At 71.0% G+C, this 22,630-nt stretch carries 22 protein-coding genes and 1 pseudogene; 16 read left to right on the top strand and 7 right to left on the bottom strand.

From position 1 onward, the window contains the following. Positions 1-40 precede the first annotated feature (40 nt). The 8 genes from ACZ4M5_RS28200 to ACZ4M5_RS28165 all read left to right on the top strand — a co-directional run bounded on the left by ACZ4M5_RS28200 (position 41) and on the right by ACZ4M5_RS28165 (position 7,884). The gene (locus ACZ4M5_RS28200) at positions 41-625 is read left to right on the top strand and encodes a PaaI family thioesterase (RefSeq protein ID WP_467740758.1); all 585 of its coding nucleotides are present in this window, start codon (positions 41-43) and stop codon (positions 623-625) included. Continuing rightward, on the top strand, positions 622-1,173 hold the full coding sequence (dut, locus tag ACZ4M5_RS28195) for a dUTP diphosphatase (RefSeq protein WP_467740756.1): 552 nt from the start codon (positions 622-624) through the stop codon (positions 1,171-1,173). Before ACZ4M5_RS28200 ends, dut begins: the two co-directional genes overlap by 4 nt. Position 1,174: 1 nt before the next feature. Next, on the top strand, positions 1,175-1,927 hold the full coding sequence (locus ACZ4M5_RS28190; protein WP_467740754.1) for a DUF3710 domain-containing protein: 753 nt from the start codon (positions 1,175-1,177) through the stop codon (positions 1,925-1,927). Between the two features lie 158 nt (positions 1,928-2,085). After that, a complete protein-coding gene (locus ACZ4M5_RS28185; protein ID WP_467740752.1) occupies positions 2,086-3,261 on the top strand; it encodes an alginate lyase family protein in 1,176 nt (391 codons plus the stop codon). A gap of 139 nt (positions 3,262-3,400) precedes the next feature. Continuing rightward, a complete protein-coding gene (locus ACZ4M5_RS28180; protein ID WP_467740750.1) occupies positions 3,401-6,016 on the top strand; it encodes an ATP-binding protein in 2,616 nt (871 codons plus the stop codon). Beyond that, positions 6,013-6,696 (top strand): response regulator, encoded by a 684-nt coding sequence (locus ACZ4M5_RS28175; RefSeq protein ID WP_467740748.1) that lies wholly within the window; start codon positions 6,013-6,015, stop codon positions 6,694-6,696. Before ACZ4M5_RS28180 ends, ACZ4M5_RS28175 begins: the two co-directional genes overlap by 4 nt. A gap of 54 nt (positions 6,697-6,750) precedes the next feature. Beyond that, entirely contained in the window at positions 6,751-7,149 is a 399-nt protein-coding gene (locus tag ACZ4M5_RS28170; RefSeq protein WP_398109818.1) for an OB-fold nucleic acid binding domain-containing protein, read from the top strand. A gap of 3 nt (positions 7,150-7,152) precedes the next feature. Then, entirely contained in the window at positions 7,153-7,884 is a 732-nt protein-coding gene (locus ACZ4M5_RS28165; protein WP_467740746.1) for a DUF3159 domain-containing protein, read from the top strand. A 74-nt stretch (positions 7,885-7,958) separates the two neighbouring features. Here the strand turns inward: ACZ4M5_RS28165 and ACZ4M5_RS28160 are convergent, their stop codons facing one another. Both ACZ4M5_RS28160 and ACZ4M5_RS28155 read right to left on the bottom strand, forming a co-directional pair. Next, positions 7,959-8,636 (bottom strand): potassium channel family protein, encoded by a 678-nt coding sequence (locus ACZ4M5_RS28160; protein ID WP_398109816.1) that lies wholly within the window; start codon positions 8,634-8,636, stop codon positions 7,959-7,961. After that, entirely contained in the window at positions 8,636-9,307 is a 672-nt protein-coding gene (locus ACZ4M5_RS28155) for a potassium channel family protein (protein ID WP_369195376.1), read from the bottom strand. The genes ACZ4M5_RS28160 and ACZ4M5_RS28155 overlap by 1 nt, the downstream gene beginning before the upstream one ends. A 268-nt stretch (positions 9,308-9,575) precedes the next feature. On the opposite strand from ACZ4M5_RS28155, the gene ACZ4M5_RS28150 reads away from it, so the two are divergent. After that, on the top strand, positions 9,576-10,496 hold the full coding sequence (locus ACZ4M5_RS28150) for a PfkB family carbohydrate kinase (protein ID WP_467740743.1): 921 nt from the start codon (positions 9,576-9,578) through the stop codon (positions 10,494-10,496). A gap of 31 nt (positions 10,497-10,527) precedes the next feature. Here the strand turns inward: ACZ4M5_RS28150 and ACZ4M5_RS28145 are convergent, their stop codons facing one another. Then, positions 10,528-10,662 carry a hypothetical protein gene (locus ACZ4M5_RS28145; protein WP_467740964.1) on the bottom strand — a complete coding sequence of 45 codons (135 nt, stop codon included), beginning with the start codon at positions 10,660-10,662 and terminating at the stop codon, positions 10,528-10,530. 182 nt (positions 10,663-10,844) lie between these two features. On the opposite strand from ACZ4M5_RS28145, the gene ACZ4M5_RS28140 reads away from it, so the two are divergent. Next, complete coding sequence (locus ACZ4M5_RS28140) at positions 10,845-12,896, top strand: APC family permease (RefSeq protein ID WP_467740741.1); 2,052 nt, start codon at positions 10,845-10,847, stop codon at positions 12,894-12,896. Positions 12,897-13,006: 110 nt separating this feature from the next. Then, positions 13,007-14,335, top strand: a complete 1,329-nt coding sequence (locus ACZ4M5_RS28135) for a class I SAM-dependent RNA methyltransferase (RefSeq protein ID WP_467740739.1) — start codon at positions 13,007-13,009, stop codon at positions 14,333-14,335. 560 nt (positions 14,336-14,895) lie between these two features. Here the strand turns inward: ACZ4M5_RS28135 and ACZ4M5_RS28130 are convergent. Together ACZ4M5_RS28130 and ACZ4M5_RS28125 are read right to left on the bottom strand one after the other, a co-directional pair. After that, positions 14,896-16,476 (bottom strand): SpoIIE family protein phosphatase, encoded by a 1,581-nt coding sequence (locus tag ACZ4M5_RS28130; protein ID WP_467740737.1) that lies wholly within the window; start codon positions 16,474-16,476, stop codon positions 14,896-14,898. Further along, complete coding sequence (locus ACZ4M5_RS28125) at positions 16,473-17,003, bottom strand: methanogen output domain 1-containing protein (protein ID WP_358481274.1); 531 nt, start codon at positions 17,001-17,003, stop codon at positions 16,473-16,475. Before ACZ4M5_RS28125 ends, ACZ4M5_RS28130 begins: the two co-directional genes overlap by 4 nt. A gap of 267 nt (positions 17,004-17,270) precedes the next feature. Between ACZ4M5_RS28125 and ACZ4M5_RS28120 the strand changes: the two genes are divergently transcribed. From ACZ4M5_RS28120 to ACZ4M5_RS28105, 4 genes are all read left to right on the top strand, one after another. Further along, positions 17,271-17,675: an ATP-binding protein gene (locus tag ACZ4M5_RS28120; protein WP_358481276.1), complete on the top strand. Its 405-nt coding sequence runs from the start codon at positions 17,271-17,273 to the stop codon at positions 17,673-17,675. 228 nt (positions 17,676-17,903) lie between these two features. Then, entirely contained in the window at positions 17,904-18,260 is a 357-nt protein-coding gene (locus ACZ4M5_RS28115) for an STAS domain-containing protein (protein ID WP_400093224.1), read from the top strand. Continuing rightward, on the top strand, positions 18,260-19,192 hold the full coding sequence (locus ACZ4M5_RS28110; protein ID WP_062670402.1) for an anti-sigma factor RsbA family regulatory protein: 933 nt from the start codon (positions 18,260-18,262) through the stop codon (positions 19,190-19,192). Before ACZ4M5_RS28115 ends, ACZ4M5_RS28110 begins: the two co-directional genes overlap by 1 nt. 121 nt (positions 19,193-19,313) lie before the next feature. Beyond that, positions 19,314-20,162 carry an RNA polymerase sigma factor SigF gene (locus ACZ4M5_RS28105; protein ID WP_467740733.1) on the top strand — a complete coding sequence of 283 codons (849 nt, stop codon included), beginning with the start codon at positions 19,314-19,316 and terminating at the stop codon, positions 20,160-20,162. Positions 20,163-20,489: 327 nt separating this feature from the next. On the opposite strand, the gene ACZ4M5_RS28100 is transcribed toward ACZ4M5_RS28105, so the two are convergent. Further along, positions 20,490-20,858 (bottom strand): hypothetical protein, encoded by a 369-nt coding sequence (locus ACZ4M5_RS28100; RefSeq protein WP_030895169.1) that lies wholly within the window; start codon positions 20,856-20,858, stop codon positions 20,490-20,492. A gap of 289 nt (positions 20,859-21,147) precedes the next feature. On the opposite strand from ACZ4M5_RS28100, the gene ACZ4M5_RS28095 reads away from it, so the two are divergent. After that, the gene (locus tag ACZ4M5_RS28095) at positions 21,148-21,423 is read left to right on the top strand and encodes a transposase (protein WP_467740730.1); all 276 of its coding nucleotides are present in this window, start codon (positions 21,148-21,150) and stop codon (positions 21,421-21,423) included. A 138-nt stretch (positions 21,424-21,561) separates the two neighbouring features. Here the strand turns inward: ACZ4M5_RS28095 and ACZ4M5_RS28090 are convergent. Next, positions 21,562-22,438, bottom strand: a pseudogene (locus ACZ4M5_RS28090) (hypothetical protein); the annotation flags it as partial. Positions 22,439-22,630: the final 192 nt, after the last annotated feature.

Below are 22,630 nucleotides of genomic sequence, written 5' to 3'. Positions count from 1 at the left end.
GTGTCCGCGGCGGGCCGACGCGCGGGTAAGGTCTGCGGCTGTGAGTCGTACTTCCGCAGCTCTTCAGCCCCCGGCCGACGCCGTGCCACCGGTGCGGCACCCGGACGCCCCGGCGCCCGGCGAGCTCCTCGGCGCGCACTATGGCCAGTGCTTCGGCTGTGGCGGCGAGCAGCCGCACGGACTGCACCTGGAGGCCCGGGCCGGCGACGGCGTGTCCCTCACCGCCGAGTTCACCGTGCAGCCCGCCCACCAGGGCGCTCCCGGACTGGCGCACGGCGGCGTGCTCACCAGTGCCCTCGACGAGACCCTCGGCTCGCTGAACTGGCTGCTGCGCACGATCGCCGTGACCGGACGGCTGGAGACCGACTTCGTGCGGCCCGTGCCCGTCGGCACCACGCTGCACCTCCGGGCCGAGGTCACGGCGGTGGCCGGCCGGAAGATCTACTCGACCGCGACGGGACACGTGGGCGGCCCCGACGGGCCCGTGGCCGTGCGCGCGGACGCGCTCTTCGTCGAAGTCAAGGTCGACCACTTCGTCGACCACGGCCGCCCCGAGGAGATCCGGGCCGCCATGAGCGACCCGGACCAGGTCCGGCGTGCCCGCGCCTTCGAGGTGAACCCGTGAGCCGTGAGCCGGTGGAGCTGCTGATCCGGCGCGTCGACCCCGACGTACCGCTCCCGTCGTATGCGCACCCCGGGGACGCGGGGGCCGATCTGCGGACCACCGAGTCCTGTGAACTGGCTCCGGGCGAGCGGGCGGTACTGCCCACGGGAGTGTCTGTGGCACTGCCGGAGGGGTACGCGGCCTTCGTGCACCCGCGATCCGGTCTGGCCGCTCGCTGCGGCGTCGCCCTGGTGAATGCCCCGGGGACGGTTGATGCCGGGTACCGTGGGGAGATCAAGGTGATCGTGGTGAATCTCGACCCGCGCGAGGCCGTGCGGTTCGAGCGCTTCGACCGGATCGCCCAACTGGTCGTCCAGCAGGTCGAGAGGGTCCGCTTCCGTGAGGTGGCGGAGCTTCCCGGCTCCGTGCGCGCCGAGGGGGGCTTCGGGTCCACCGGAGGCCATGCCGCGGTGGACGGGACGAGCGGCACAAGCGGTCAGGCCGCCGTGGGCGGTCGGACGGGTGGGAATCGATACGCTTCGGTCGTATCCGACCGGGAAGGACAGTGACGTGTTCGGACGTCGCAAGAAGAGGGATGCCGCCGAGGACGCGGCCGGCGAGGCCGAGCAGGTCGTCGACGGTGTCGACACCGAGGCGGACGACAAGGCCGAGCGCCTGAGGCTCGAGCCGGCGCCCCGCCCCGACGGGCCCTGGGACAGCTCCGAGGTCCGCGACCCGGCAGAGGGCCGCGTGGACCTGGGCGGTCTGTTCGTGCCGGGCGTCGACGGCATGGAACTCAGGGTCGAGGTCGCCGGGGACGCGATCGTCGCCGCGACGGTCGTCCTGCGTGACAGCGCCATCCAGCTGCAGGCCTTCGCCGCTCCCAAGCGCGAGGGCATCTGGGGCGAGGTGCGCGAGGAGATCGGCACCGGCATCACCCAGCAGGGCGGCATCATCGACGAGGTCGAGGGTCCGCTGGGCTGGGAGCTGCGCGCCCAGGTACCGGTGCAGCTGCCCGACGGCACCGGCGGCTTCCAGGTCGTGCGGTTCGTCGGCGTGGACGGCCCCCGCTGGTTCCTGCGCGGGGTGATCTCGGGTCAGGGCGCGGTGCAGCCGCAGGCCGCCGGGTTGCTGGAGCAGATCTTCCGGGACACCGTCGTCGTCCGCGGCGAGGGCCCGATGGCGCCGCGCGACCCCATCGTCCTCAAGCTGCCGAACGACGCCCAGATGGTGCCCGAGGGCGTGCAGCAGGAGGAGGGCTCCCGTTTCGCCGGCGGAATGGGACAGCTCCAGCGTGGACCGGAGATCACCGAGGTCCGCTGAACCCACGCACCGGCAGGGCCGCATCCCGGAGGGGGTGCGGCCCTTTCTCGTGCGCGGAACCTTGACGGCGCATTGGTCTGTACCTACCGTCTCCGACCAACGCGCCCGTTCATAAAGGCGCTTCACGTTCACATACGAGAACGGAAGGCCCCCCACACATGCGCAGAATCGCTCTCCTCGCCGCCTCGGCCGCCCTCGTCGCCGGGGCCCTCGCCTGGCCCGCCGGCGCCGCTCCCACCGCTCCCGCCGCCTTCGTCCACCCGGGCGTCACCGTCTCCCAGGGCCAGCTGGACTTCGCCCGCTCCCAGGTCACCGCCGGCGCCCAGCCCTGGAAGGGCGCCTTCGACCGGATGATGGCGAGCAAGTACGCCGACCTGAACCGCGTGCCCAAGCCCCGGGCGGTCGTGGAGTGCGGCTCCTACTCCAACCCCAACTACGGCTGCACCGACGAACGCGAGGACGCGCTCGCCGCCTACACCCAGGCCCTGGCCTGGTACGTCACCCGCGACGAGCGGCACGCCCGCAAGGCGATCGAGCTGATGGACGCGTGGTCGGCCGTCATACGCGACCACACCAACAGCAACGCCCCGCTCCAGACCGGCTGGGCCGGCTCCTCCTGGCCCAGGGCCGCCGAGATCATCAAGTACACCTACTCCGGCGGCTGGGCGAACTCCGGGCGCTTCGCCACCATGCTGCGCACCGTCTACCTGCCCGAGATCATCAACGGCTCGAACTCCAACGGGAACTGGGAGCTGTCGATGATGGAGGCGGCCGTCGGCATCTCCGTCTTCCTGGAGGACAAGACGTCCTACGACAAGGCCATGGCGAAGTTCCGCACCCGCACGGCCGCCTACGTCTACCTGGAGTCCGACGGGGCCCTGCCGAAGACCGTGCCGAGCCAGAACCTCGACACCCGGGACAAGGTCGTCAAGTACTGGCAGGGCCAGTCCACCTTCGTCAACGGGCTCAGCCAGGAGACCTGCCGCGACTTCACCCACACCGGCTACGGGCTCTCGGCGATCTCGCACGTCGCCGAGACCAGCCGCATCCAGGGCCAGGACCTGTACGGCACGGACGTGGGCGAACGCCTGCGGCACGGCCTGGGCTTCCACGCCAAGTACGAACTCGGCACCGCCGCCCCGAGCTGGCTGTGCGGCGGCTCCCTCAAGCCGGGGCTCGGGCCGGTCACGGAGGTCGGGCACAACGCCCTGGCCAACCGCCTCGGCCACGCCATGACGAACACCGAGACGCTGACCCTGCGCAACCGCCCCGCCGGCTCCAACAACCTCTTCGTCGCCTGGGAGACCCTCACCCACGGCGACAATCCCGCGTGAGCGGCTGAGCGGCTGAGCGGCCGGGCGCGTCAGGGTTCCGTCAAGGACGGCGCCGACGACGTGCCCGGCACCGCCGCGGCGCACCCGGCGGCCGTAGGGTCGACGCTGCGCAAGCAGCAGACCGGAAGACAATGAGGCCATGGCACGCGGCAAGCTCCGTATCCACCTCGGTGCGGCACCGGGCGTCGGCAAGACGTACGCGATGCTCTCCGAGGCGCACCGCCGGGTGGAGCGGGGCACCGACTGCGTGGTCGCCTTCGTCGAGCACCACGACCGCCCCCGCACCGCGGCCCTGCTGCACGGGCTGGAGCAGGTGCCGCGAAGGGAGCTGGAGCACCGGGGCGGGGTCTTCCCCGAGATGGACCTCGACGCGGTCCTCGCCCGCCGCCCCGGCGTCGCCCTGGTGGACGAACTCGCCCACACCAACGTCCCCGGCTCCCGCCACGCCAAGCGCTGGCAGGACGTGGAGGAGCTCCTCGCCGCCGGGATCGACGTCGTCTCGACCGTCAACATCCAGCACCTGGAGTCCCTCGGCGACGTCGTGGAGTCGATCACCGGGGTGCGGCAGCAGGAGACCGTGCCGGACGAGGTGGTCCGCCGGGCCGACCAGATCGAGCTGGTCGACATGTCGCCCGAGGCGCTGCGACGCAGGATGGCGCACGGCAACATCTACCGGCCCGACAAGGTCGACGCCGCCCTGTCCAACTACTTCCGCCCCGGCAACCTCACCGCCCTGCGCGAGCTGGCGCTGCTGTGGGTGGCCGACCGGGTGGACGCCCACCTGACGCGGTACCGCAGCGAGCAGGGGGTGTCGCGGATCTGGGGCTCCCGCGAGCGGATCGTGGTCGGCCTGACGGGCGGCCCCGAGGGCCGGACCCTGATCCGCCGGGCCGTGCGGCTGGCCGAGAAGGGGGCCGGCGGTGAGGTGCTCGCCGTCTACATAGCCCGCAGCGACGGCCTGACCGCGGCCTCACCGAAGGAACTGGCGCTGCAGCGGACCCTGGTCGAAGACCTGGGCGGAACGTTCCACCATGTCGTCGGCGACGACATACCGGCCGCGCTGCTCGCCTTCGCCCGCGGGGTGAACGCCACCCAGATCGTGCTCGGCTCCTCGCGCCGCAGGACCTGGCAGTACGTCTTCGGGCCCGGCGTCGGGGCGACCGTCGCCCGCGAGTCCGGACCCGACCTGGACGTGCACATCGTCACCCACGGCGAGGTCGCCAGGGGCCGAGGGCTCCCGGTCGCCCGGGGGGCGCGCCTCGGACGGTCCCGGCGGGTGTGGGGCTGGCTCGCCGGCGTCGCCGGGCCGCCGGTCCTGGCGGCCCTGCTCAGCGCCGTCGACCTCGGCCTCGCCAACGACATGCTGCTGTTCCTCGCGCTGACCGTGGCGGCGGCCCTGCTCGGCGGTCTGCTCCCGGCGCTCGCCTCGGCGGCGGTGGGCTCCCTGCTGCTCAACTACTTCTACACACCGCCCCTGCACCGGTGGACCATCTCCGACCCGAAGAACATCGTCGCCATCGTGATCTTCGTGGCGGTCGGGGCGGCGGTCGCCTCCGTGGTGGACCTGGCCGCCCGCCGCACCCACCAGGCGGCCCGGCTGCGGGCCGAGTCCGAGATCCTGTCGTTCCTCGCGGGCAACGTGCTGCGCGGCGAGACCGGCCTGGAGGAACTGCTGGAACGGGTCCGGGAGACCTTCGGCATGGATTCCGCTGCCCTGCTGGAACGGGCCGGTGACGTCGAGCCGTGGACCTGCGCCGCACGCGTCGGCCGCGGGCGCCCCGTCGGACGGCCCGACCAGGCCGACGTGGACGTGCCGGTCGGGGAGCACATGGCGCTGGCTCTGACCGGGCGTGTCCTGCCCGCCGAGGACCGCAGGGTGCTGGCGGCCTTCGCGGCCCAGGCCGCCGTGGTCCTGGACCGCAGCCGGCTCCAGGAGGAGGCCGACCGGGCCCGCACGCTCGCCGAGGGCAACCGCATCCGCACGGCCCTGCTCGCCGCCGTCAGCCACGACCTGCGCACCCCGCTCGCCGGCATCAAGGCCGCCGTGACCTCGCTGCGCTCGGAGGACGTCGACTGGTCCGAGGAGGACCGCGCGGAGCTGCTGGAGGGCATCGAGGAGGGTGCCGACCGCCTGGACCACCTCGTCGGCAACCTGCTCGACATGTCCCGCCTCCAGACCGGCACCGTCACCCCGCTCATCCGCGAGATCGACCTGGACGAGGTCGTGCCGGTGGCGCTCGGCGGCGTGCCCGAGGGCAGCGCCGTGCTGGACGTCCCGGAGACGCTGCCCATGGTCGCCGTCGACCCGGGACTGCTGGAGCGGGCGGTGGCCAACCTCGTCGAGAACGCGGTCAAGTACGCGCCGCCCGGCGCGCCCGTGCTGGTCGCCGCCAGCGCGCTCGCCGACCGGGTCGAGGTGCGGGTCGTCGACCGGGGGCCGGGCGTGCCCGACGCGGCCAAGGACCGGATCTTCGAGCCCTTCCAGCGCCACGGCGACGCCCCGCGCGGGGCCGGCGTGGGACTCGGCCTGGCGGTGGCGCGGGGCTTCGCCGAGGCCATGGGCGGCACGCTGAACGCCGAGGACACCCCCGGCGGCGGACTGACCATGGTCCTCACCCTCCGCGCGGCGCACTCCGGCCCCTCGCACCGTCCCCCGGAAGGCACCGCGGAAGACCCCATGGAACTCCCCGCGGAAGCCCCCGCGGAACGTTCCGCAGCAGACCCCGCAGCAGACTCCGAAAGGCAGGTCTCATGACCCGCGTCCTGGTGGTCGACGACGAGCCGCAGATCGTGCGCGCCCTCGTGATCAACCTCAAGGCACGCAGCTACCAGGTCGACGCGGCCCACGACGGTGCCACCGCCCTCCGGCTCGCCGCCGCTCGCCACCCCGACGTGGTCGTCCTGGACCTCGGGCTGCCGGACATGGACGGCGTCGAGGTGATCCGGGGGCTGCGCGGCTGGACCAGGGTGCCGATCCTGGTGCTGTCCGCCCGGCACTCCTCCGACGAGAAGGTGCAGGCGCTGGACGCGGGCGCCGACGACTACGTCACCAAGCCGTTCGGGATGGACGAGCTGCTGGCCCGGCTGAGGGCCGCCGTGCGCCGGGCCGAGCCGGCCCCCGGCGGGGAGGACGACGTGCTCGTGGACACCGGCGAGTTCACCGTCGACCTGGCCGCGAAGAAGGTCAACCGCGCGGGCAGGGACGTACGGCTGACGCCCACGGAGTGGCACCTGCTGGAGGTCCTCGTGCGCAACGGCGGCCGCCTGGTCGGGCAGAAGCAGCTGCTGCGTGAGGTGTGGGGGCCGTCGTACGGGACGGAGACCAACTACCTGCGCGTGTACATGGCGCAACTGCGCCGCAAACTGGAGGCCGACCCCTCCCACCCGAAGCACTTCATCACGGAGCCCGGGATGGGGTACCGGTTCGAGAAATAGGGGCCCTCACCACACGGGTACGGAGTTGGCGGCGGGCCCCGGTACGCTTCAGATATGAGTGCTGTTCCTCGTTCCGAGAAGCCGGCGGGCCGGTTCCGGCGCATGCTCGACCGGCTCTCCTCGTCGCAGGAGGACCTGGAGTCGGAGGAGCTGCGGGAGGACACCGAGACCACCGGCTGCATCCGGATCGGAGACTGCCAGGACCGCGAGATAGTCACGGTTACTGGTACCTTGCGCACGGTCACCCTGCGGCCGCGGGCCGGAGTCCCGGCGCTGGAGGCCGAGCTGTTCGACGGCACGGCCGCACTGGACGTGGTGTGGCTCGGCAGGCGCTCCATCGTGGGGATAGAGCCGGGGCGCAAGCTGATCGCGTCGGGCCGGATCTCGATGAGCCGGGGCCGCCGGGTGCTGTTCAACCCCAAGTACGAACTGAGACCCCTCGGACGGGAGTAGCCGGTGACGTCGCTCGACAAGCCGACCGAAGAGAATTCTGCGGACGACGCCCGGGCGGTGACCGAGGCCGCCCTGTTCGAGGCGTTCGGCGGCGTGCGGGGCATGGTCGAGACGGTGCTGCCCGGCCTGCTGTTCGTCACCATCTACACGATCAACAAGGACCTGCACCTGTCCGCGCTCGCGGCGCTCGCGGTGTCGGTGGTGCTGGTCGCGGTCCGCCTGGTGATGAAGGACACCGTCAAGCACGCCTTCAGCGGTGTCTTCGGCGTGGCCTTCGGTGTCGTCTTCGCGATGATGACCGGCAACGCCAAGGACTTCTACCTGCCCGGCATGCTGTACACGCTGGGTCTGGGCCTGGCCTACATCGTCACGACCCTGTGCGGGGTGCCGCTGATCGGGCTGATCCTGGGGCCGGTCTTCAAGGAGAACCTCTCCTGGCGCACGCGCAACCCCGGCCGCAAGAAGGCGTACGCGAAGGCCAGTTACGCCTGGGGCGCGATCCTGCTCGCCAAGTGCGCGATCCTCTTCCCGCTGTACTGGTGGGCCGACACCACCCAGCTGGGCTGGGTCCTGATCGCCCTGAAGATCCCGCCCTTCCTGCTCGCCGTGTGGCTGACCTGGGTCTTCCTGGCCAAGGCGCCGGCGCCCATCGACGTGTTCGCCGAGATGGAGGCCGAGGAGAAGGCCGCCGAGGAGCGGGAGCGGCAGGCCGCCGCCCGGTCCGCCGAGCAGTGAGTCCCCGGATCTGACGAAGGAGGGGCGCCCCCGGCCGGGGGCGCCCCTCCTTCGTCAGATCCACCGGGCGGGTGTCAGCCCGCCGCGCTGTCCCGGCGTACCGACAGCAGGTCCTCCAGCTGCTCCTCGCGGGCCTGGGCCGCGACGAAGAGGAGCTCGTCGCCCGCCTCCAGGGAGTCCTCCCGGGTGGGGGTCAGGACGCGGGTGCCGCGGATGATCGTCACCAGGGACGTGTCCTCGGGCCACTGGACGTCGCCGACCTGCGTGCCGGCCAGAGCCGACTCCTCCGGCAGGGTCAGCTCGACCAGGTTGGCGTCGCCGTGGCTGAAGCGGAGCAGACGGACCAGGTCGCCGACGCTCACCGCCTCCTCGACCAGGGCCGACATCAGACGCGGGGTGGAGACGGCGACGTCCACGCCCCACGACTCGTTGAACAGCCACTCGTTCTTGGGGTTGTTCACCCGGGCGACGACGCGCGGGACGCCGTACTCGGTCTTGGCCAGCAGGGACACGACCAGGTTGACCTTGTCGTCGCCGGTCGCGGCGATGACCACGTTGCAGCGCTGGAGCGCGGCCTCGTCCAGGGACGTGATCTCGCAGGCGTCGGCGAGCAGCCACTCCGCCTGGGGGACGCGCTCGACCGAGATGGCGGTCGGCGCCTTGTCGATGAGCAGGACCTCGTGGCCGTTCTCCAGCAGTTCGCCCGCGATCGAACGGCCGACCGCGCCGGCTCCGGCAATGGCGACCCTCATCAGTGACCGCCCTCCTCATCGGGACCCTTGGCGAACGCCGCCTCGACCTTGTCGACCTCGTCGGTGCGCATCATCACGTGCACCAGGTCGCCTTCCTGCAGCACGGTCTGCGAGGTGGGCAGGACCGCCTCGCCGAGCCGGGTCAGGAACGCCACGCGCACACCGGTCTCCTCCTGGATGCGGCTGATCTTGTGGCCGACCCAGGCGGTGGAGGTGTGCACCTCGGCGAGCTGGACCCCGCCGGTGGGGTCGCGCCACAGCGGCTCGGCACCGGAGGGCAGCAGCCGGCGCAGCATCTGGTCGGCCGTCCAGCGGACGGTCGCGACGGTGGGGATGCCCAGGCGCTGGTAGACCTCGGCGCGACGGGGGTCGTAGATGCGGGCGGCGACGTTCTCGATGCCGAACATCTCACGGGCCACGCGCGCGGCGATGATGTTGGAGTTGTCACCGCTGGAGACGGCGGCGAAGGCGCCGGCCTCCTCGATGCCCGCCTCGCGCAGGGTGTCCTGGTCGAAGCCGACGCCCGTGACGCGGCGGCCGCCGAAGCCCGAGCCCAGCCGGCGGAAGGCGGTGGGGTCCTGGTCGACCACGGCGACCGTGTGCCCCTGTTGCTCGAGGTTCTGGGCCAGAGCGGAACCCACCCTTCCGCAACCCATGATGACAATATGCATCGCGTCACACCGTGCTTCCTGCAGGCCCTCTGACCTTCATGAATGTCGTGCTCATGTCTCTCTTTCGGCTCGCCAGGCATCACGTCGCGGCCTGCGTGCGGGCCGCCAGGCAACATCATGCCGGTGGAATCACGCCATGATGCCCTCCGGGGCCGGTGCGGTGTTCGACTGTCCGACTGTCCGGCTCCAACGTATCGGCAAAGCGCAGGGGGTTGCCGACGGGGCCGTGAGGGCTCCGCCGGGCCCCAGGACGGGGGAGAGGGCCGTCGTGGACCACGAGATCGACGTACTGGTGCTGGGCGGAGCGGGCGTGGACACCATCGTCCACGTGCCCGAGCTGCCGGTGCCCTTCGCGGACAGCCACATGATCCGCCCCGGCATCGTCACCCGGGCGGGACAGAGCGGGGACTTCGTCGCTCTGGCGGCGAGCGCGCTGGGCCTGCGCACGCACCACCTCGACCTGCTCGGCGACGACCCCGAGGGCGACCTGGTCCGCGCACTGCACCGCGACCGGGCCGTCCCGCTCACCGCCGTCCACCAGCCGCTCGGCACCAAGCGCGCCGTCAATCTCGTCGGCCCCGACGGCCGGCGGACGTCCCTGTACGACGCCACGCGCTCCGCCGAGACCGACCGGCTGCCCGAGGCCCTGGTGCGCGAACTGGCCGCGGCCGCCCGGCACGCCCACGTCGTCATCACCCAGCCGTGCGCCCACGCGCTGCCCGTCCTGCGCGAGACGGGCGTCACGATCTCCACCGACCTGCACGACTGGGACGGCGCCAACCCCTACCACGAGACCTTCGCCCACCAGGCCGACCTGGTCTTCCTGTCCGCCGCGGCACTGGACGACCCGCTGCGCACGATGCGCTCGATCGCCGAGCGGGGACGGGCCCGCATCGTCGTCGCCACCGCCGGGGCCGACGGGGCGTACCTCCTGGCCGACGGGGAGCCGACCCACGTACCCGCCGCCCGGCCGCCGGCCCCGGTCGTCGACTCCAACGGCGCGGGCGACGCCTTCGCGGCCGCGTTCCTGCACGCCTGGCTGAACGGCGAACCGCCGCGCCGCTGCGCCCTGCACGGCACGGTGGCGGGCGCCTACGCGTGCACGGTCCCGGCGACCCGCGCGGACAGCATCGGTCTCACGGAACTGCGGGCCGGGGTGGCCGAGCAGGAACGGCTGCGGGACCGGTGAGACCCGGCTGCCGGACCGGTGAGACCCCGGCTCACGGCATGCCCCCGCCGCGCATGTCCGGCGAGCCGTTCTTGCGCCGGCTGATGCTCCGCACGCTCGCCACCGTGAGGATTCCGAGGACGACCAGTGCGGCCGCTGCGCCGATCAGCTCTGCGGTCGGGTGCATGGGACCTCCGGGGGGCGGGGCGGCCGGGCGTGGACAGGGCCTAGTCATATAGGCATGGGAAGCGGGTGACCTGCGCAATCCCCAGCCGCACCAGCCTCTGATTTCACTCGGAGAGCAGAGGGAACGCCGATGGGGGGTGGCGGGTGGGCACCCCCGCAATCGAACGCTTACGATCCTCTGTTGTGTCCAAACTGACCGACGTGCCCAAACGGCTCCTGATCGGGCGCGCCCTGCGCAGTGACCGGCTCGGGGAAACGCTCCTGCCGAAGCGCATCGCACTCCCCGTCTTCGCCTCCGACCCGCTGTCCTCCGTGGCCTACGCGCCCGGCGAGGTCCTGCTGGTCCTGTCGATCGCCGGCGTCACGGCGTACCACTTCAGCCCCTGGATCGCCGTCGCGGTCGTCGTGCTGATGTTCACCGTCGTCGCCTCGTACCGGCAGAACGTGCACGCCTACCCCAGCGGTGGCGGCGACTACGAGGTGGCCACCACCAACCTCGGCCCCAAGGCCGGCCTGACCGTCGCCAGCGCGCTGCTCGTCGACTACGTCCTCACCGTCGCCGTGTCGATCTCCTCCGGCATCGAGAACCTGGGCTCCGCGATCCCGTTCGTCGTCGAGCACAAGGTGCTGTGCGCGATCGGCGTGATCGTGCTGCTGACGCTGATGAACCTGCGCGGGGTGAAGGAGTCGGGCTCGCTGTTCGCGATCCCGACCTACGTCTTCGTCTTCGGCGTCTTCACGATGATCGCGTGGGGCGCCTTCCGCGGGCTGGTCCTGGACGACACCATGCGGGCGCCGACCGCCGACTACGTCATCAAGCCCGAGCACCAGGGGCTGGCCGGCTTCGCCCTGGTCTTCCTGCTGCTGCGCGCCTTCTCCTCCGGCTGCGCCGCCCTCACCGGCGTCGAGGCGATCTCCAACGGCGTCCCCGCCTTCCGCAAGCCCAAGTCCAGGAACGCCGCGACCACCCTCGCCATGATGGGCCTGCTGGCCGTCACCATGTTCTGCGGCATCATCGCGCTGGCCGCCGCGACCGACGTGCGCATGGCCGAGAACCCGGCCAAGGACCTCGTCCACAACGGCGTCCCGCTCGGCCCCGACTACGTGCAGAACCCGGTGATCTCCCAGGTCGCCGAGGCCGTCTTCGGCGCGGGCAGCCTGCCGTTCATCATCCTGGCCGCGGCCACGGCGCTGGTGCTGTTCCTCGCGGCCAACACCGCCTACAACGGCTTCCCGCTGCTCGGCTCGATCCTCGCCCAGGACCGCTACCTGCCGCGCCAGCTGCACACCCGCGGCGACCGCCTCGCCTTCTCCAACGGCATCGTGCTCCTCGCCGGCGCCGCCGCCCTGCTGGTGGGCATCTACGGCGCCGACTCCACGCGCCTGATCCAGCTGTACATCGTCGGCGTGTTCGTGTCCTTCACGCTCAGCCAGACCGGCATGGTCCGGCACTGGAACCGGCACCTGGCCACCGAGAAGGACCAGGCCAAGCGCCGCCACATGATCCGCTCGCGCGCGATCAACACCTTCGGCGCCTTCTTCACCGGCCTGGTGCTGGTCGTCGTCCTGCTCACCAAGTTCACCCACGGCGCCTGGGTCGCCCTGCTCGGCATGGTGATCTTCTACGCGACGATGACGGCCATCCGTAAGCACTACGACCGGGTCGCCGCCGAGATCGCGGCCCCCGAGGGCCCGAGCGACGACAGCGTCCGGCCCTCCCGCGTCCACTCGGTCGTGCTGATCTCCAAGATCCACCGCCCGACGCTGCGCGCCCTGGCCTACGCCAAGCTGATGCGCTCGGACAGCCTGGAGGCTCTCAGCGTCAACGTCGACCCGGCCGAGACCAAGGCCCTCCAGGAGGAGTGGAACCGGCGCGGCATCGACGTACCGCTGAAGGTCCTGGACTCGCCCTACCGCGAGATCACGCGGCCGGTCATCGAGTACGTCAAGAGCCTGCGCAAGGAGTCCCCGCGTGACGCGGTGTCCGTGATCATCCCCGAGTACGTCGTGGGCCACTGGTACGAGCACCTGCTGCACAACCAGAGCGCCCTGCGGCTGAAGGGCCGCCTGCTGTTCACGCCGGGGATCATGGTCACCTCGGTGCCGTACCAGCTGCAGTCCTCCGAGGCGGCCAAGCGGCGCGCGCGCAGGCAGCAGAACTGGAACGCGCCCGGTTCCGTGCGCCGCGGCCCCGCGCAGGTGCGGTCGAAGGAGCCCACCGAGCCCAAGTCGTGAGCGGGCGGCTCGTGTGAAGCGGCCGGGCGGCAGCCACGTAGACTGGTGGGCTGTTGTCCGGCCGCTTCCGTGCGGCCCTTCCCCCTCACGCGTTATGGAGTCACCCCGCCATGCAGGCAGAACCGAGGAAGTCGCTGGTGGGGGAGGAGTACGAGGTCGAGGTCGGCCCCGTCGCCCACGGCGGTCACTGCATCGCCCGCACCTCCGAGGGGCAGGTGCTGTTCGTCCGGCACGCCCTGCCCGGCGAACGGGTCGTGGCCCGGGTGACGGAGGGCGAGCAGGGCGCGCGCTTCCTGCGCGCCGACGCCGTGCGGGTGCTGGACGCCTCCAAGGACCGCATCGACGAACCGTGCCCCTTCGCCGGCCCCGGCCGCTGCGGCGGCTGCGACTGGCAGCACGCGAAGCCCGGGGCGCAGCGCCGCCTGAAGGCCGACGTCGTCGCCGAGCAGCTGCAGCACCTGGCGGGGCTCACCCCGGAGGAGGCGGGCTGGGACGGCACGGTCCTGCCCGCCGAGGGCGACAAGGTGCCGGCCGGCCAGGTCCCGGCGTGGCGCACCCGCGTCCAGTACGCCGTCACCGCCGACGGCCGGGCCGGCCTGCGCCGGCACCGCTCCCACGAGGTGGAGCCGATCGACCACTGCATGATCGCCGCGGAGGGCGTCAGCGAGCTGGGCATCGAGAAGCGGGTCTGGACGGGCATGGACTCCGTCGAGGCGATCGCGGCGACGGGCTCCCAGGACCGCCAGGTGATCCTCACGCCGAAGCCGGGCGCGCGGCTGCCGCTGGTCGAACTCGACCGCCCGGTCTCCGTCCTGCGCGTCGACGAGCGCTCGGGCGGTGTCCACCGGGTGCACGGCCGTCCCTTCGTCCGCGAGCGCGCGGACGGCCGGACCCACCGCGTGGGCAACGGCGGCTTCTGGCAGGTCCACCCGAAGGCGGCCGACACCCTCGTCACGGCGGTCATGCAGGGCCTGCTGCCGCGCAAGGGCGACATGGCCCTCGACCTCTACTGCGGCGTGGGCCTCTTCGCCGGCGCGCTCGCCGACCGGGTCGGCGACCAGGGCGCGGTGCTGGGCATCGAGTCCGGCAAGCGCGCGGTGGAGGACGCGCGGCACAACCTGGCCGACTTCGAGCGGGTGCGCATCGAGCAGGGCAAGGTCGAGTCGGTCCTGCCGCGCACGGGCATCTCGGAGGTCGACCTGATCGTCCTCGACCCGCCGCGGGCCGGTGCCGGCCGCAAGACGGTCCAGCACCTGTCGTCGCTGGGCGCCCGCAGGATCGCGTACGTGGCGTGCGATCCGGCGGCGCTGGCGCGGGACCTGGCGTACTTCCAGGAGGGCGGCTACCGGGTGCGCACGCTGCGGGCGTTCGACCTGTTCCCGATGACGCACCATGTGGAGTGCGTGGCGATCCTGGAGCCGCTCTCGAAGGGACTCTGACCTGCAGATTTCACAGGTTGCTCAAGCGCGTTCGGGTGCGCTCGACGTGTTCCTCGACATGCACGATGTGGAACGTGTCCTGGTGCCGGGGGGTGGGTTCGACCTGTGGCTTCGTGGGAGGTCTCGCGAGGTGATGGACGCGCTTTCCTCGGTCCATGGAGGCGGAGGGGAAACCGTCCCGACGCTCGTTTGACGCTGCTTCCGACGGACCATCAGGTGGGTGGCACGCGGGCTGCCTGGTCATGACTGGCCCCGACCCACTCGTCTGCGACTGCTCCGTCCCGCGTCGGGGCAGCCGGCCTGCTCCCCGTCGGGACGGCCTCCGCCCGCGACAGGACAGGGGCGAGGTCCACCGGCCGCCGCGTCGAGGAGCGGCCCGCCGCCGTCGGCTGACGAGGGAAGCCGCCGGAAGACACTGGTCGGCACGGCGGCTCAGGAGGCCAGGGAGTGTGTCGACGGCGTTGAGCGTTCTCGTTCTGCCAGGCACCGGCCTGCCGGGGGCAAGGGCTCACGCCGTCCTCGGCGCCCCCAGGCCCTGCTGTCGCTGAGCGGAGACGCGCTCAGGAGGGTGAGGGGAAGCGGGCGGCGAGCAGGGCGCGGTCGTCGGGAAACGCCGCTTCGGGCTGGTGGTGCAGGAACCGGTCGCACAGCTCGGTGATGCTCAGGCCGCTGGTGGTGTGGGCGAACTCGGTCAGCCGTTCCATTCCTATGGCGAGGTCCTCGCGACGGCGCTCGATCAGGCCGTCGGTGTACAGCAGCAGGGTGTCGGTCTCGGTCACGGTGGTGTCGGCCTGCCGGTAGCGGACGTTCCGGACGGGGCCGAGAGGCGGGGAGGTGGCGTGGTCGAGGTAGGCGCTGGTGCCGTCGGAGTGGATGAGCAGCGGCGGCGGATGGCCTGCCCTGGCGTAGGTCAGGGTGCATGTCCGGCGATCGAAGACCAGGTAGCAGGCGGTGGCCATGCGGCTCGGATGGTAGCGGCCCAGGAAGGTGTTGAGCTCGTCCAGGACGGCGGCGGGGTCGGTGCCGCAGCGCGGCACGATGTTGCGCAGGGCGGCGGTGATCTGTGCCATGACGGTCGCTTCGCGCAGTCCGTGACCGGCGACGTCGCCGATGCTCAGGCCGATGTGATCGGAGTCCACGTCGTAGACGTCGTACCAGTCGCCGCCGACCGAGAGCAGGTCACTGCCCGGGGCGTAGCAGGTGGCAGACTCCAGACCGGGCAGCTGTGGCAGCTGGGGCAGCAGACTGAGCTGCAGGCGTTCGGCGACCCGGTGCTCGTGCTCGTGCAGCCCGGCCCGGCGCAGAGCCTGGGCGATCTGCTGGGTGACCGCTGTCACATGCTCGGGAGCGGTGGCGCTGAGCGAGCCGTAGACGATCAGCATGCCCAGGTGGACGCCGTCCGCCTCCAGGGACAGGGCCAGGGGAACCGCGTCCGCGGCGTCACGAGTGAGCGGGCCGTCCGAGGAAGAGGGCCGGTCCAGGTCGGTCCAGCCGCCCGCGCCGACCGGAAGGCCGTTGTCCTCCGGCTGTAGGGGCGGTACCAGCCGTGACGAGTGCAGATAGAGCTCCGCCGCGGTGGCCCCCAGGGCTGCCGGTGCCACCTCGCTGACAGCGCGGGAGACCTCCGCGAGAGTGATCGCTCCAGCCAGGGCGGCGGTCAGGTCGTACAGGTGCTGCAACCGGGCACGGGCGGCCTGTTCGGCGGCCAGCAGCCGCGCCCGGTCCACTTCGGTGGCCCGACGGAAGGCCACCTCCTGGTTCAGTGCCTCCACCTGCTGGCTGAGCACGACGAACCGGTCCGACGCCCCGGCCTCGACGAGATGCAGCTGCAGAGCCGGCTGCGGGCCGTCCCACCACGTGGCCCGCGCCCCGTGACAGCGGAAACGCCGCGTGCGGCCGTCGGCGTCCTTGAGGACCAGCGCGCCGGGCACGGGACTGCCGCTGCGCAGCCACACAGCCAACTGCTGACGCAGCTGCCGGGTGTCGTCCGGCCGTAGATCGAACACGCTGGTGCCCGGGCGCAGCCGGTCGTCACAGCGGACGGCCGCCGGGTTGGCGGCCAGCACGCGGCCGTCGGCCCCGCACAACAGCACCGGATGGGGCAGCGGTCTGGTGATGGCCCGGAAGAGGCCAAGGGTCATGGAGCCACAGCCCGGTCGCCGAAGTACTCACGGCCACTCACCGTCTCGACGTCCACGTCGGGCACCAGGTGCACCACCACCCGGCAGCCCGCGTCGCCGCGCGCGATGGTCTCCTCCAACTCCACCCGCGCGTAGCCCAGATTGCGGGCGGCGACAGTGCCGAAGACGTTGGACGTCATCATGCACATCGACTCCCGGCCCACCACCTTCTCCGCGAACGGGCACACCCGGTTGCCGAGCACGATCTTCGTCTCGTCGTGCTCGATGACGTAGAAATCACCCCTGATACGGCGCTTGAGGTCCACCAGCGCCTCGGCGACCTGCTCACCCGTGAGACGGTCGGTTCCCAGTGCCTTGAGGTACATCTCGTCGATCTGCGTGCCGACGGCCTGCCCCACCAGGCTGACGTAGCCGGACGCCTCCTCCAGACCGATCACCGACTCCAGCGACGTCGCCAGCTCACGCACCAGAGTGCGCAGGAACACATCACGGTCCAGCGGAATCTCCACATCCGCAATCTGTTCCATGCCGGCTCCCTCGTCCTCGGGCCACGGTGGCCGCGCGACCGGCGTGGCCTCATGTCGTGTGCGGGAGTGATTCTGCCAGCGCACTCCAGCCCGCCACCACCAGCCCCGTCGACAGCGGTGATCAACCCTTCACAGGATCAGTCCGTCACCCGACGGACACAGATGGTTCACCAGGCATGCAGGGGTACCCGACAGACGACTGCGACCGGCTGTACGCGGCGCCAGCCGCCGGCAGAGCAGGGCCGCCACCCGTGCTGGAGGAACCTCGTGAACGGCGAACCGACCATCCCGTCCTGCGAGTCGCGCTTCCCCGCTGTGACGGCGAGCATCGCGGCCGCCCGGCACTGGGTCCGCGACTGCGTGAAAGGTTTCGGCGGTCCGCTGCACCAGCACCGGATGATCCAGACCGCCGAACTGCTCGTCTCGGAACTGATCACCAACGCCATCCGCCACGGCGTCGGCCCACCCCTGATCCGGCTCACCTGGAACGGCCGGCTGCTGCGCATCGCGGTCAGCGATGACAGCGACAGCTGGCCGCGCATGCGTGCCACCAAGAACACCGAGCCTGGCGGCTTCGGCATGCAACTCCTCGAGCGGCTCGCGCACCGCTGGGGCGTCACCCCGCGCCACCCCGGCAAAACGGTCTGGGCGGAACTCAGCCTCGCTCCCTGAGCTCGCCCTACCGGCCAAGCCTGAGTTGGCAGGGGTGCCACTACAGGAGGACACACGTACTCGGTCGCACGAGCCCCACCAGCTCACGTCATCGGACCCGCGCAGGTCAGGCCCGGCCCGAATCTCTCGCGTGGCCGGACTGGGCGTCCGCCGTGCCTGACCGGGTATCGTGCAAGGCGATCGATACGAGCGGCCGTGCGGCCGAGCCCGGGGAACTGGGGGCAAAGCGTGGATGTCGCACCCGGCATGGGCGGGCCCTCCGCCGCGCCGCCACGTGAGGCGGTACTGCAGATCGATCCGTTGCCCGACAGTTCGGGGCTGTGGGCGATCGGGGAGATCAGCATGAACACACGGACAGTCTGGCAGCAGGCGCTGCAGCAACTGGTCGAGCGTGACACAGACGTGCATCACGTCGATCTGTCCCGGGTGCGATTCGTGGATGTGGCCGGCGTGACGGATCTTGCGGTCACCGCCCAGCGTCTCCCCGAGGGACAGCGCATCGTACTTCACCGGCCTCCGGCGCAGCTGCCGCGCATCCTCGAACTCTTCTGGCCCGGGCTTGCCGTGATCGAGGTGGCCGCGTGATGACCACAGTCACCTCGCACGAGCCGTTCGTGCACCCGGCGCTCTTCTACGAGGGAACCGACCAGTACGTCGCGGGAACGGTTCCCTTCCTGCGGGAAGGGCTGGACGCCGGTGAGCCCGCAGCCGTCGCAGCTCCGCCGGATCGTTTGGAGCTGATCCGCGAGGGGCTCGGTGAGCGAGCGGCACAGGTCCGCTTCATCGACATGACCCAGGCCGGCCGCAACCCGGGCCGCATCATCCCCAACGTGCTGCGCAAGTTCGCCGACGCCCAATCCGGCGCCCGCCGGGTCCGTATCATCGGCGAGCCGATCTGGCAGGGCCGTTCCGCCGACGAGTACCCGGCGTGCGTCCAGCACGAGGCGCTGATCAATGCCGCTTTCACCGGACGCGCGGTGACCATCCTCTGTCCCTACGACGCCGGGCGACTAGAGCAGCAGGCTCTCGGCGACGCCCTGGCGACCCACCCGGTCGTCATCGGCGCCGACGGTGAGAGGCAATCCACCGCCTACAGCCCCGAAGAGATCATTGCTCGCTACAACGAGCCCCTGCTCGCGCCACTCGATGCCGCGGCCTGTACTTTCGCCGCACCGACACTGCCCGAGACTCGCGACTTCGCCGTGTCCCGGGCGCGGGCCCTGGGCGTGTCCGGCGTGAGCCTGGGCGACCTGGAACTCGCGGTGGCGGAACTGACCACCAACAGCGTCGTCCACGGCGCCGGCTCGGGGACGCTGCGGGTCTGGGCCGAGAGCGACCGCATCGTCTGCGAGGTCCACGACGGCGGACAGCTGACCGATCCGCTGGCCGGCCGCCGCCCGCCGAATCCCACGCAGCCCGGCGGCCGCGGACTCCTGCTGGTCCACCAACTCGCCGACCTCGTCCGTGTCCACACCGGCCCCGACGGCACCACCATTCGCTGCTACCTCCCCAGCTGACACGGGTAGCGAGCCTGCTCAACACAGCACAGGTATAGGTGCGGGAAAGCGGGGTAGGCGGTGCGCCGTCGGCCGTCTTGCAGGCGGTAGCGGTCGGCTCGAACTTTGGGAGGGGCACAGCATGGCGCTCATGAGCATTCCGGCGGCACTGGACGCACGAACGAGCGAGCTGCCGGAGGTCGCCGACCCCTCCCGGGTTGCGCCCAAAGACGCTCGCCAGCTCTCCAAGCTGTTCTTCGAACAGCTGACGGTCCTGGAGGAGGGCACGCCCGAGTACAGCTACGCCCGCAGCACACTGATCGAGATGAACATGTCCCTGGTCCGGTACGCGGCCGGCCGTTTCCGCAGCCGCGGCGCGGAAGAAATGGAGGACATCGTCCAGGTCGGCATGATCGGCCTGATCAAGGCCATCGACCGGTTCGAGCTGACGCGCGAAGTGGAGTTCACCTCCTTCGCGATCCCCTACATCGTGGGCGAGATCAAGCGGTTCTTCCGCGACACCACCTGGGCCGTGCACGTGCCGCGTCGGCTGCAGGAAGCCCGCGTCCAGCTCGCCCGCGCCACCGAGGAATTGCGCAGCCGGCTCGGCCGCACCCCCACGGTCAAGGAACTGTCGGAGCTGATGAGCCTGCCCGAGGACGAGGTACGGGAAGCCCGACTTGCCGCCAACGGCTACAACTCCTCTTCCCTGGACGCCGCGATCGGCGGCAGCGAAGACGGCGAGAGCGCTCTGCAGGACTTCATCGGCGCCGAAGACCAGTCGCTGGAACTGGTGGAGGACTTCCACACCCTCGCCCCGCTCCTCGCTGAACTCGACGAGCGAGACCGGCAGATCATCCACATGCGGTTCGTGGAGGAACTCACCCAGTCCCAGATCGGCGAACACCTGGGCGTGTCCCAGATGCACGTCTCCCGACTCCTGTCACGGACCCTTGGCCGCCTGCGTGAAGGCATGCTCACCCAGCGCTGAGGCCACCGGCAAAAGCGACGCCAGGTCCGCAAAGGCCCCCGATGGACGTCGGCCAGAACCGGGCGGCTGCGTTGCCGTCGAGGTGGGCGGTTGCCGAGGCCGGCCGATGAAGACGCCGGACGAAATGTGGATGATCACGCACGGAGACAGGGGCTCTCGGTAGCTCGGGCATGCAGATTCCGACCGAGAAGTGGGGGAGGCCCCGGTGTCCTTGTTGCACGTGTCCGAGCCGGTCCGGTTCAGCTCGGCTGCTACGGCCACCACTCCCGATGCCCGGTCCGGCCCAGCAGGCCGGACCGGGCATCGGGGTCATAGGGACTGCCTGGGTCACGCCTCGGCCACTTGGAGCAGCCAGCTGACCGGGATGTCGTCCTCGGTGTCGCTCGCGCTCTTCCTGACGCGGCCGATGGCGATCTTCTGCGTACTCGTCGGGAGCTTCGCGCCGTTGTGGACCCGGCCGCCTGCCTGCGTGACGTTCAGGTCCACGGCGGCGCTCCAGTTCGAGCCGTCGTGCCAGTTCACCTTGATCTTCGCATCCCCCCAGGCGGAGCCGAAGCTGATCCACATGTCGCCCGACCAACCGGCCTGGTTGGCCGCCGGGACGGCCAGGACGATGCCGTACTTGTAGTGGATGAGCCCGCCGCTCTCAGTGAACGCGAAGCCGGGGGGAATCTCGCCAGTCTGGAAGTTCGCCATTCAGTGCCCCTTGCCTGTCGCTGCTCCGGTGCCGCGGGAGGCGACGCCGCACCGCAGCCCGCAGACCACGGCGCGAACCACGCTAGGGACGCATTCTGGTCCCATCCTCAACTCCCGCGGCAAAACCACCAGTTGAGGGGTAGTGCAAGCATGCCCAGCCCATCCGCTCCGCTCCTGCGCTCCCGGATGCCCCCTGCTGCACCCCAGGGAGCGGCTGACCCCTTCGGCCGTCGGACGGGGCCCAGGGGCTTCTACAGAAGCGGATCTTGGTCGTGGATGATCACGCGTCGTGGGACACGGTGATCTGACGAGCGGCCAGCGAGCGGGGCTGGAGTTGTTGTTGCCGCAGGGCATCAAGCCGGGCCGTCCACCGGTACGGACGCGGCGGCAGCCGATAGACGGCATTCGGTGGCGACCCCGGACGGTTGCGCCCTGGCGGGATGCGCCGGAACGAGAAGGGCTCTGGGGCCGGGTCTATGACCTGTTCCGCCGCCGGCAGCGGGATGGCACCTGGGCTCGGATCGTCACCCCAGCTCCAAGCCGACGCGCAAGCCAAAGGCCCTGATCACCTGGGACGTGAATGCGGCTCCGCCTTCTGCCGGGCTCACCAGCACGCCGCCGGCGGTGAAAGGGGGGCCTGTGTGAGGGTGTCGTCCGTGCAGGCGAGGCGTGTGCGGCATTTTGTGTCAGCCGGCGTGCACGCGCGTGCGGGGTCCGGTTCCGCCTCGCGCAGCACCTCGCGAGTGACCGGGGCGACCTCCCCCTGGCCGAAGAGGAAGAAGCGCAGGAAGTTGGCGAAGGGGTTGCCCTCGGTCCATTCGAAGTAGATGTGCGGGGTGCGGCCGGTCGTGTCACGGACGTGCAGGAGCAGCGCGGCCAGGCCATTGGGTACGGAGGACGATTCCAGGGTCAGGACGCGGTAGCGGTTGTGCATGACCTCGCCGCGCGCGACCGGACCGGCCTCGAACTCGGACGGGTCGGTCACGGTGACCTCGACGAAGACGAAGTCCTCCTCATACGCCGATGGCCTCCAGGAAGCCCTTGAGGAACACCGCGCCGAGCAGCGCGATGAGGATCATCGTCACCAGAACCTGCCGGTCGTGCAGGGCCTCTTCGAGGTGCGGGTTCTCGATGAGGTGGGTCGAGGCGTCCGCGGCGGACAGCGTGATGGTGATCAGGAAGTCGGTGGCGGCGAAGCCCGACAGGGTCAGCACGAACAGCTTGCCCTTCCAGAAGGACAGCAGCCGCTCCAGCATCGCGATCGAGCCCTCGCCGTGCGGGCTCTCCTCCGCCACCCTCCGGTAGACCGGCAGGGCGCCCGCCAGCGTGACGACGACCAGCACGATGGTCGCGATCGGCGACAGCAGACCGGCCGCGAGGGCGGCGATGCCCGGCTGGTAACCGAGGGTGGAGAAGTAGTCGACGCCGGTCAGGCACATCACGCGGTACCAGGGCCGGCCTTTGTGCTCCCGCCGGGTCTCCCGGCGCGGGCCCACCTTGCCCTGATCCTTGCCCATGTCGGACAGGCCCTCCAGCATCCAGGCACGCAGCCGATGCGGTGGGTGTTCGGTGGTGGCCATCGGCGTGCTCCTGATGTGCTGCGCGGCGTGAGGTCCGGCCATCACGCGGACGGCCTGAACAGCGTAAGCAGAGAGTCACGTCCGGGCCCATGGATGTCCGGCGCAGGCCCGTCAGGATCCCGTTGAGAGTTGCCGTGTGAACGGCCTCGCGGGGGCGGGAGAGCGTACCTGCGGGGCCTTCCTCGGCGCTGA

This window comes from Streptomyces sp. NPDC026246, assembly GCF_055567995.1.
This window is presented reverse-complemented; position numbering and strand designations above follow the sequence as displayed.